This is a genomic window from Bacillus sp. JJ1474 (assembly GCF_036965225.1).
Lineage (GTDB): Bacteria > Bacillota > Bacilli > Bacillales > Cytobacillaceae > Cytobacillus.
In genome coordinates this window covers 43,648-52,994 of sequence record NZ_JBALPC010000025.1, presented here as the reverse complement: position 1 = coordinate 52,994, position 9,347 = coordinate 43,648, and the positions used below count along the sequence as shown (strand labels likewise).

The window sequence follows — 9,347 nt, the reverse complement described above, 5'->3', positions numbered from 1 at the left end:
AGATAATTTAGGAAGAGATCTATTTAGTAGGGTTATATATGGTACACAAGCTTCTATGACCGTAGGGTTATCAGTTGCCTTAATTTCAGGAACCTTTGGGATGATTATTGGATTATACTCTGCTTACAACCGTTACTTAGATCACATTTTGATGAGAATCTGTGATGGATTGATGGCATTTCCAGCTATTCTCTTAGCGATTGCAATCATGGCAGCACTTGGACCAAAAACTATTAATGTTATTACGGCATTAAGCTTTGTCATGATTCCTACTGTTGCACGTGTTATTCGTTCTGCTGCACTTGTTATAAAAGAGCAAACATACATTGAAGCACTAAAATCACAGGGAGCTAGTGCAACTAGAATAATTTGGATTCATATCGCTCCAAACGCGATTTCTCAATTAATTATTCAACTCACTTACGTGTTTGCCATATCCATTATTATTGAGGCAAGTTTAAGCTTTCTAGGTGTTGGAATTCCAGCCCCGAATCCAAGCTGGGGGAATATTATTTATGAAGGAAAAGCTGTTATTTATAACGCATGGTGGATGACTGTATTCCCTGGGGTGTTTATTATATTAGCCGTATTAGCCCTGAATTTATTTGGGGATGGTCTAAGAGATTTATTAGACCCTCATACAAAAAAATAAATTAGACAGCGAAGGAGGGATTATTGTTACTATGGAGCCTCTGTTAAAGCTAAATAAATTAAGAACAAAGTTTTTCACTGAAAAAGGAACTGTTACAGCAGTTGACGATGTTTCCTTTCAAATAAATGCTGGTGAGATGGTTGGGCTTGTAGGGGAATCAGGATGCGGGAAAAGTGTTACATCTGAATCCATTCTGAAACTTTTAAATGATAGGACAACGAAATATGAAGGGGAAATTCTTTATAAAGGAAAAAACTTAATAGATTTTTCAGAAGAACAGATGAGAAATATACGTGGTAACGAAATATCAATGATTTTCCAAGACCCTATGAGCTCGCTAAATCCTGTCTATACGATAGGAAATCAGATTGCAGAGGCAATCATGATCCATCAAAAGGTCGATAAAAAAGAGGCCTATAACAGAGCTATTGAGATGCTACGTCTAACAGGAATACCATCACCAGAAAAAAGAGTCTATGAATATCCCCATGAACTTTCGGGGGGGATGAGACAACGGGTAATGATAGCCCTTGCCTTATCTTGTAAACCTCAGCTTCTCATTGCTGATGAACCTACAACTGCACTTGATGTCACCATTCAAGCTCAAATTCTAGATCTAATTCAAGAGCTTAAAGAAGAGCTAAATATGGGAATCATTTTAATTACTCATGATTTAGGAGTAGTTGCAGAAGTTTGTACCCGTGTCATCGTAATGTATTTGGGTCAAATTATTGAAGAAGCTGATGTGAAAACACTATTTAAAAATCCACTACATCCATATACAAAAGGTCTATTAAAATCCATTCCTAAGTTAGATGGTGGTCGATCACAGAAACTAAATGTCATAAAAGGAGTTGTGCCCTCTCTACAAGATGTTCCAAGTGGATGCCGTTTTGCCCCAAGATGTGAATATGCAACAGATCAATGCAAGATAAATCCTCCAGAATTAATGGAGTTAAATAATGGACAGAAGGTAAGATGTTGGAACTATGAAACCATTTTGAGAGAGGATGAAAATTATGCAGTCAACACTTATCAAAACCAGTGATCAAGATCCTCTTTTAGAAGTAAAAGGTCTCAAGAAGTACTTTCCCATTACATCCAATTTAGGAAGAGTTCAAGGGTATGTGCAAGCCGTTAACAATGTAGAGTTTACATTACACAAAAAAGAAACGTTAGGTTTAGTTGGAGAGTCAGGATGTGGAAAAAGTACAACTGGTCGTACGATTCTTCGATTAACTGAACCAACAGCTGGAGAGGCATTTTATAAAGGAAAAGATATTTTTCAACTAAAGCAGAAGGACTTTCATAAAATGCGCAGCAAATTGCAAATGGTTTTTCAGGATCCTCATAGCTCAATTAACCCAAAACAAAGGATTGGACGTGCTATTGAAGAACCAATGAAAATCCATAAACTATATAATTCGAAAGAACGAACGGAAAGAGCGTTGGAATTATTATCTAGAGTCGGGTTAAGAGAGGACCAATATTATAAATATCCTCATGAATTTTCTGGTGGACAGCGGCAAAGAATTGGGATTGCACGAGCATTGGCCCTGAATCCTGAAATCTTAATATGTGATGAGCCAGTTTCAGCACTTGATGTTTCAATTCAGTCCCAAGTTATTAATTTAATGGAAGAGTTGCAAGATCAATTTAATCTATCTTATATTTTTATAGCTCATGACCTAAGTGTTGTTAGACATATTTCTGACCATATTGGGGTTATGTATTTAGGCGAAATGGTAGAGAAAGCTCAGACTGATGAGTTGTTTTCTCACCCCCTTCATCCTTATACAAAAGCTCTGTTATCTTCTATACCTGTTCCAAATCCAGAATTTAAACGTGAACGTATTATTTTAAAAGGGGATATCCCATCACCAATTAATCCTCCTTCTGGATGTAAATTTCATACTCGCTGTCCATATGCAATTGATCAATGCAAAAGTGAATCACCCCTATTTAAAGAAGTGTCGAAGAATCATTTAGTTGCTTGTCATTTGATTAATTAAGCAGATTATAAAAAACTTCTTAGCTGAAGAAAAATTGGAGTGGAAAAAAATGTTACAGAAACTTTTTGTTAGATTGGAAGAAATATATCCTGAATTAGTTTCTTTTCGAAGAGATATGCATATGTACCCAGAATTATCTTTTGAAGAAGTAAACACACCTGTCAAAATAGCTGATTTTTTACAAAGTCTTGGTTTAGAAGTTGAAAGACAAGTTGGCGGTAGGGGAGTTATTGGTAGGTTAAAGGGAGGAAAACCTGGAAAAACTATCGCTTTCCGCGCTGACTTTGATGCTCTTCCGATTCAGGATGAGAAAGATGTTGAATATAAATCTAGAATTCCGGGAGTCATGCATGCATGCGGTCATGATATTCATACTGCTAGTTTACTAGGGGTTGCAAAGGTTTTAAGTGAGGTTAAAGAGGAAATTAGCGGAAACGTCGTTTTTATCCATCAATTTGCAGAGGAACAAATTCCAGGAGGGGCAAAATCCATGATTGAAGATGGCTGCTTAAATGGTGTTGATGCCATTTATGGAGTCCATGTATGGTCATCTCTCCCAGTTGGTACAATTGGGATTATTGATGAGTATGCTATGGCAGCCGGAGACAAGTTTGATATAAAAATTATCGGTAAAGGAGGACATGGGGCTAAACCACAAATCACAATTGATTCTTTGGTAGTTGGTGCTCAATTAGTGAATAACTTACAAAACATTGTCAGTAGACGAATAGACCCTCATGCGCCTGCCGTTGTCACCGTTGGAACTTTCCAGGCTGGTCAAGCATTTAACGTTATTGCAGAAAGAGCTAATATAACTGGAACAGTTAGAACGTTTGATGATAATGTTAGAGATTCTATTGAAGAATATATTAAGCAAATTAGCCATTCAACATGCGAAAGTGCTGGTGCGAAAGCGGTTGTTGAGTATGAACGCGGTTATCCTCCTTTATGGAATCACCCAGATCATATTCAGAAAGCTGAAAATGTCGCCATCAAATTAGTAGGGAAGGAAAATGTTAAATACCCATCACCTTCTATGGGTATGGAAGACTTTTCATATTATTTAAAAGAAGTTCCCGGTGCTTTTGTCTTTGTTGGAGGAGGAAATAGTGATATTGATGCAGACTATCCTCAGCATCATCCAAAATTTAATGTTGATGAGCGTTCAATCTTAATTAGCGCCAAACTCTTTTTATCTCTCCTAATAGAAGAGTAAAAGTGACCATCAATACTTTCGTAGTCAAATGACTAAGTTTAATAATAAATCAATTTTATGATATAAGGAGGAGCTATGCGTTTACAAGATAAAACAGCAATTATTACAGGGGCGGGTAATGGAATTGGCAGGGAAACAGCTTATTTGTTTGCAAGAGAAGGTGCGAATGTTGTAGTTACGGATATATGTGAAGAAGCAGCTAGCAATACTACAGAAGAAATAAAAAAACACGGAGGTAAATCTATTCATATCCCACATAACATAAGTATTGAAAGTGATTGGGAAAATGTTATAGCAAAAACTTTAGATAACTTTGGAAAAATCAATATTCTATTCAATAATGCTGGAACATTTCTTATCAAACCCCTAATTGATACGACTCTCGAAGAGTGGCATCAACTTATGAATATTAATCTGGCTGGAACATTTCTAGGTTTAAAACATGTCATACCTGTGATGATGAAAAAAAATGGAGGATCAATTATTAATAATTCTTCAACAGCAGGTTTAATGGGTTCTGTAGGTGTTTCACTGTATGGTGCTAGCAAAGGGGCGATTAGAATATTAACAAAACATGTTGCGATGGAATATGCACCTTACAACATTAGAGCAAATACAATTTTCCCTGGTTTCGTAGATACAGATATGATGAAATATAGAGGAGAAGTAGACCAATCAAATAAACAGCAGCAATCCCAAGGAGTTCCGTTGGGTAGAATTGGAAATTCAGATGAAGTTGCTAAAACCGTTTTATTTCTAGCATCTGATGATTCAAGTTATACAACTGGAGCTGAATTTGTTATTGATGGAGGAAGATCAGCAGGGAGATCTCCAATGAAGAGTGATCATTATGAATAAAGGGACGGTATGTTTAACATTTGATTTTGATGCAATCTCCTTGTGGCTACAAAGGGATATGACCACAATGACTTCCGTTTCCCGAGGAGAATTTTGTGTTATCGCAGTGCCGAGAATTCTCCATTTGTTAGCAAAAAGAAATATTCAATGCACTTGGTTTATACCTGGGCACACGATTGAAACTTATCCAGATGTTTGTAAAATGATCGTTGAAAATGGACATGAAATTGCTTTACACGGTTATGCACACGAAAACTTTAATGTTTTATCCTCTGAAGAAGAATGGGGGATATTCCAAAAATCGGTAAAAGTAATCGAATCCTTAACAGGATGCAGACCAAAAGGCTTTCGTTCCCCCTCGTGGGATATTTCTTCTCGGACAGTCAAAAATTTAGAGAAGCTTGGTATCATCTATGATAGCAGTCAAATGGGAAATGATTATTCAGTCTATTATAGTAGATACGATGATGAACATTATAAAGATAAGGCTTCGAAATTTGGAAAATCATCTAATGTTGTTGAGATACCTGTTTCTTGGTCTTTAGATGACTATGTTTATTTTGAATATTTAAAAACACCTAATTCACTTTTTCCAGGCTTGAAAACACCTGATGAAATGTTTAAAAATTGGACAGGTGATGTCGAATACATGCTTCGGGATTTTCAAAATGGCGTTTTAGTTGCAACATTTCATCCACAGGTTTCAGGACGTGGACATCGGTTATTAGGATTAGAAAAATGGATTGATAGCTTAATAGAAAAAGGGATAGTGTTTTCAAGGTTAGACAGTATCGCAGATTCTTTTTTAAATGGAATCGAGTTCGGGGTCTTTGATCCGAAATAACAGTTTTAAGTTGATAGAAGTTTTAATATGGAATCTTCTCATCATTGACTGAGCGTCATTTCGCTCGGTCATTCTTTATTATATCAAATAGTGGCTTTCTGTTTACCCTCTTTAGATTCTTCTTCAAATCCAGTTGTCTTTATTTGTACAAACCATAAGTTAGATGATCCTGCTCAAAACCAAGCTTGCTAATCTTCATTTCTTTCACTTGCACAGCCACTTCTTCATAAATTCTCCCTTTATGGCTTGTGTGACCTTTGTGCAACACTATTTCAAAATCCTCAGCTTGTTCTCGTGCCTGATCAAGATAACAATAATCTGTAATGAGTTTGGCTTCCGTTTCAGAAATAAGGATCACACCGTTGCTTCCCGTAAAACCAGACGTGTATATCATGTTCCATGGATTGATAATCATCATTCCATCCAAGGCTAAATCATGAAATCTTTCTCTTATCTTACGAATCCTCTCCATATGTAACCTCCTCTAATTTTATCAATAAAGGTCATTGCAAATTTTATGCCATTTTCTAACCCCTTGTTAAACGGCTTTTACAAAATTATTCTGCTATTTTAGTTTCAAAACAATTTTACACATTCAAAATATTTTAACTGATTTTTCTAAATAATTGTACATTTTGGAGCGATATGACCTAATCCGGCATCTGAATTCAACCTACAGCTTTAAATGGACATATATTGAGGGGAAATAGGCAATCCAATACCTGGGCTAATGCTCAGACGTTTTGTTTTTGTTCAGCTGATGATCTTCCGATTTGTAGTTGGGAGGGAACTCGCCTAAAATCTATTTAAAGAAACAAAATAAAAAACCGAGGTGACTACAGTGGATTTAATAGAAGATTTTTTTACAGCTGCCATTGAAGGAGATATTGAAACTTTAAAAAGCCTTTTAGAAAAAGGAATCGATATTAATGTAAGAAATAAGAAAAAGCAAACAGCTATATTACTTGCTGCCATTAATAACAAACTTGATACAGTAGAATTCTTGGCTAATGAAGGTGCAGATATTAACCTGCAAGATCAAACATGTCTGAATCCATTTTTATATGGTTGTATTAAAGGGGACTTAGCTCTAGTAACATTAATGATTAATCATGGTTCGGATTTAGAGTGTTTGACTCGTTTTGGAGGGGTTGGCCTTACACCGGCATGTGAAAAGGGGCATATTGATGTCGTTCGTTTCCTATTAACCACAACGGGCATTAATGTAAACCACACCAATTTTGTCGGCTGGACACCACTGATCGAGGCGATCATCCTTAATGACGGCGGACCAAAACAGCAAACGATTATCCAACTATTAATTGAACATGGTGCAGACCCGCAAATGGTTGATAAGTATGGGGTTACCCCTCTTGAACTTGCAAGAGAAAAAGGATACTCGGAAATCGAGAAAATATTATTAGAGGCTGGGGCAGAGTAATAACTTTAGTTTAAAAATTTTTGTCTTGCCTTGTTTTAATACACTATTTTTAGACTTGATAGAAGGCTGCGGGTGAATTCAGACTCGCAGCCTTCTTCGTCCTGGTTCAGACTTTCGCATATCGATATGGTCATAGCCAATCAAATGGTATAGTATTCTTAACATTAAAAGAAAGGATGATTAAAACATGGATATAAAGGTTGTTGCTATCACAGGTGCAGGAAGCGGGCTTGGTGCTTCTCTCGCCAAGAAATATTCTGAAATGGGCTGCCATGTTTGTTTGCTTGGAAGAAACGCTTTAAAACTGAAACGAATAGCTGAGCAATTAACGGGCAGTTATTCGATCTACGAGGCAGACGTTTCTTCAAAGAGGGAAGTAGAAAAAACGATGGCATCTATTAAGGAGGAAGTGGGCCCTATTGATTTATTAATCAATAATGCTGGTCTGGGTGTATTTGATTTGGCAGAAAATCTAACGGAAGAAAATGTGCATGATATGATTGATATTAATTTAAAGGGAACGATCTTCTGCACACAAGAGGTCCTGCCAAGCATGAAAGAGCGAAACCAAGGCCTTATTATTAATATTGTGTCGACAGCGGGAGTGGAAGGGAAAGTCACCGAGTCCGTTTATTGTGCGAGTAAATTTGGTGTACGGGGATTCACAGAGAGCCTCGCCAAGGAACTAAACGACACGGGTGTTCGAGTATTCGGTGCCTATATGGGCGGAATGAAGTCCCCGTTCTGGGAAGGCATTTTAACAGAAGAGAGAATGAAAAACCTGATGGACCCAGACGATGTAGCGGATGTTATCATTGAAAATGCAAAAGTTCGAAAAAACCTTATTGTCACGGAAGTTATTATTAAAAATAAAATTTAAGGGCTAAAAGGGTATATGGGATAAATGGACTCCAAAAGGTTAGGGTAACTGACTTTCTGGAGCCCTTTTTCATTTTCTATCCAAATACTTTTCTAACCTTTGCATCCACACTCGACTTTGTATGATCATGTATAAGTCCCCAGTAAAGAGCAATTTTCGCTGTGGACCACATCTTTTCTTCTTTCAACACATTGAGGATGGAATTGATCTTGAAAGGAACAAAGCGAAGGTCCTCAAGCTCCCATTTTCCAGAAATTCCTCTGCTGCGGTTTTGAACGATTTCCTCTGACGTTTCTTTACAGTATAGAACTCCAATGATATTCCACTGATAATATTCCTCATCCACTCCGTATCCAAGAAGCTTAATGTCCTGCTCAGATACAGTCAGCCCAAGTTCTTCTTTCGCACCTCGAATGGCTGTTTTATAAAAATCGGGCCCTTGACCGCTAGCATGACGATCCTGGGAAGGGTGAACAGCCTCCACAATCCCAATATCCAATTCATCAGGGCGTACCCCGCTATCTGGCGAACGTTTCGTTAAAATGGTTTGCCCATCTGCCGTCACTACAACCAGCGCAACGCCAAATCCATTAGCGATTTGCACAATAGGTCTTTTATGATTCGCATTTGCTAGGTACTTTTGCTTGATCGTTTGGCCATTAGGCAATATTTTGTTCAAATTTGTATTAATTGCTTTAAACGTATAGTAATCACTTGGAGTAAAAGTAAAAACAGCCTTCATATCCTCATTAATATTAGTCCGTAAAATCATATGCTTTTCTAGAGCATAAAGAGGTCCGTTCCAGCTGTGGTTTTCTCCATTTTGTAAATTCTGTTCTTGTATTCTTTCAATTTCATTCTTTAATTCTAGTAAATCCTCCTCGAAAATAGGTCTGCTTGAGGTCAGTCTTGTCTCAATATTCTCCGGAGCAAAGGTCATTTCCCCATCACCATCGCATACCACAAAAGAGGTCATTTCATTTCCCAGCGAAAAATAATAGGGATCCTGTACATCCTTTTCTTTAACAAAAAGCCTTCTGAAAAATCTAGTTATGGCTCTCCACATAGTTTTAAGTGGATCCTCGAATATAACGCCCAGCAATAAACCGACAATCCCACCAATTAACGCATCAGTCATTCGTCCTATGTCTCCCTTCATAATCCTACATAAAGTTTAATAAATGTGGATAAATGTGTAAATGGATATGGGAAGGAAATATGAATGATTAATACCTTTATTGATTTTGATAAGTATATTGATAACGAGGTAGACAGTTCCAGCTGAGCTTTGCGGACATCAGTTCCTTTTTAGAACCATCCTTAATATAAAATTTCAAACTAAATGGAGTGTAAAAAACTAGCACCTTTCCAATATTTACCCTATAGATAAAGTAAATAGATTGATAATTATTTTAAATTTGAATATTGACATTAATGTTAATAT

10 protein-coding genes are annotated in these 9,347 nt (G+C 36.9%); 8 read left to right on the top strand and 2 right to left on the bottom strand.

Features of this window, described 5'->3' with window-relative positions:
- From V7164_RS04025 to V7164_RS04000, 6 genes are all read left to right on the top strand, one after another.
- The coding region (locus V7164_RS04025; protein WP_335353454.1) for an ABC transporter permease at window positions 1-652 on the top strand (652 nt) is incomplete at its 5' end.
- 31 nt (window positions 653-683) lie between these two features.
- Window positions 684-1,700 (top strand): ABC transporter ATP-binding protein, encoded by a 1,017-nt coding sequence (locus V7164_RS04020; RefSeq protein WP_335353453.1) that lies wholly within the window; start codon window positions 684-686, stop codon window positions 1,698-1,700.
- Window positions 1,672-2,664: an ABC transporter ATP-binding protein gene (locus V7164_RS04015; RefSeq protein WP_335344066.1), complete on the top strand. Its 993-nt coding sequence runs from the start codon at window positions 1,672-1,674 to the stop codon at window positions 2,662-2,664. Before V7164_RS04020 ends, V7164_RS04015 begins: the two co-directional genes overlap by 29 nt.
- 49 nt (window positions 2,665-2,713) lie before the next feature.
- Window positions 2,714-3,880: a M20 metallopeptidase family protein gene (locus tag V7164_RS04010; RefSeq protein WP_335344067.1), complete on the top strand. Its 1,167-nt coding sequence runs from the start codon at window positions 2,714-2,716 to the stop codon at window positions 3,878-3,880.
- A gap of 75 nt (window positions 3,881-3,955) precedes the next feature.
- A complete protein-coding gene (locus V7164_RS04005) occupies window positions 3,956-4,738 on the top strand; it encodes an SDR family NAD(P)-dependent oxidoreductase (RefSeq protein ID WP_335353452.1) in 783 nt (260 codons plus the stop codon).
- Window positions 4,731-5,582: a polysaccharide deacetylase family protein gene (locus tag V7164_RS04000; RefSeq protein ID WP_335344069.1), complete on the top strand. Its 852-nt coding sequence runs from the start codon at window positions 4,731-4,733 to the stop codon at window positions 5,580-5,582. The genes V7164_RS04005 and V7164_RS04000 overlap by 8 nt, the downstream gene beginning before the upstream one ends.
- 139 nt (window positions 5,583-5,721) lie before the next feature.
- On the opposite strand, the gene V7164_RS03995 is transcribed toward V7164_RS04000, so the two are convergent.
- On the bottom strand, window positions 5,722-6,054 hold the full coding sequence (locus tag V7164_RS03995; protein WP_335344070.1) for an aminopeptidase P family N-terminal domain-containing protein: 333 nt from the start codon (window positions 6,052-6,054) through the stop codon (window positions 5,722-5,724).
- Window positions 6,055-6,423: 369 nt separating this feature from the next.
- On the opposite strand from V7164_RS03995, the gene V7164_RS03990 reads away from it, so the two are divergent.
- Both V7164_RS03990 and V7164_RS03985 read left to right on the top strand, forming a co-directional pair.
- Window positions 6,424-7,023 carry an ankyrin repeat domain-containing protein gene (locus V7164_RS03990; RefSeq protein WP_438824076.1) on the top strand — a complete coding sequence of 200 codons (600 nt, stop codon included), beginning with the start codon at window positions 6,424-6,426 and terminating at the stop codon, window positions 7,021-7,023.
- A 187-nt stretch (window positions 7,024-7,210) separates the two neighbouring features.
- Window positions 7,211-7,903: an SDR family oxidoreductase gene (locus V7164_RS03985; protein ID WP_335344072.1), complete on the top strand. Its 693-nt coding sequence runs from the start codon at window positions 7,211-7,213 to the stop codon at window positions 7,901-7,903.
- A gap of 76 nt (window positions 7,904-7,979) precedes the next feature.
- Here the strand turns inward: V7164_RS03985 and V7164_RS03980 are convergent, their stop codons facing one another.
- On the bottom strand, window positions 7,980-9,041 hold the full coding sequence (locus tag V7164_RS03980; protein WP_335353451.1) for an NUDIX hydrolase: 1,062 nt from the start codon (window positions 9,039-9,041) through the stop codon (window positions 7,980-7,982).
- Window positions 9,042-9,347 lie beyond the last annotated feature (306 nt).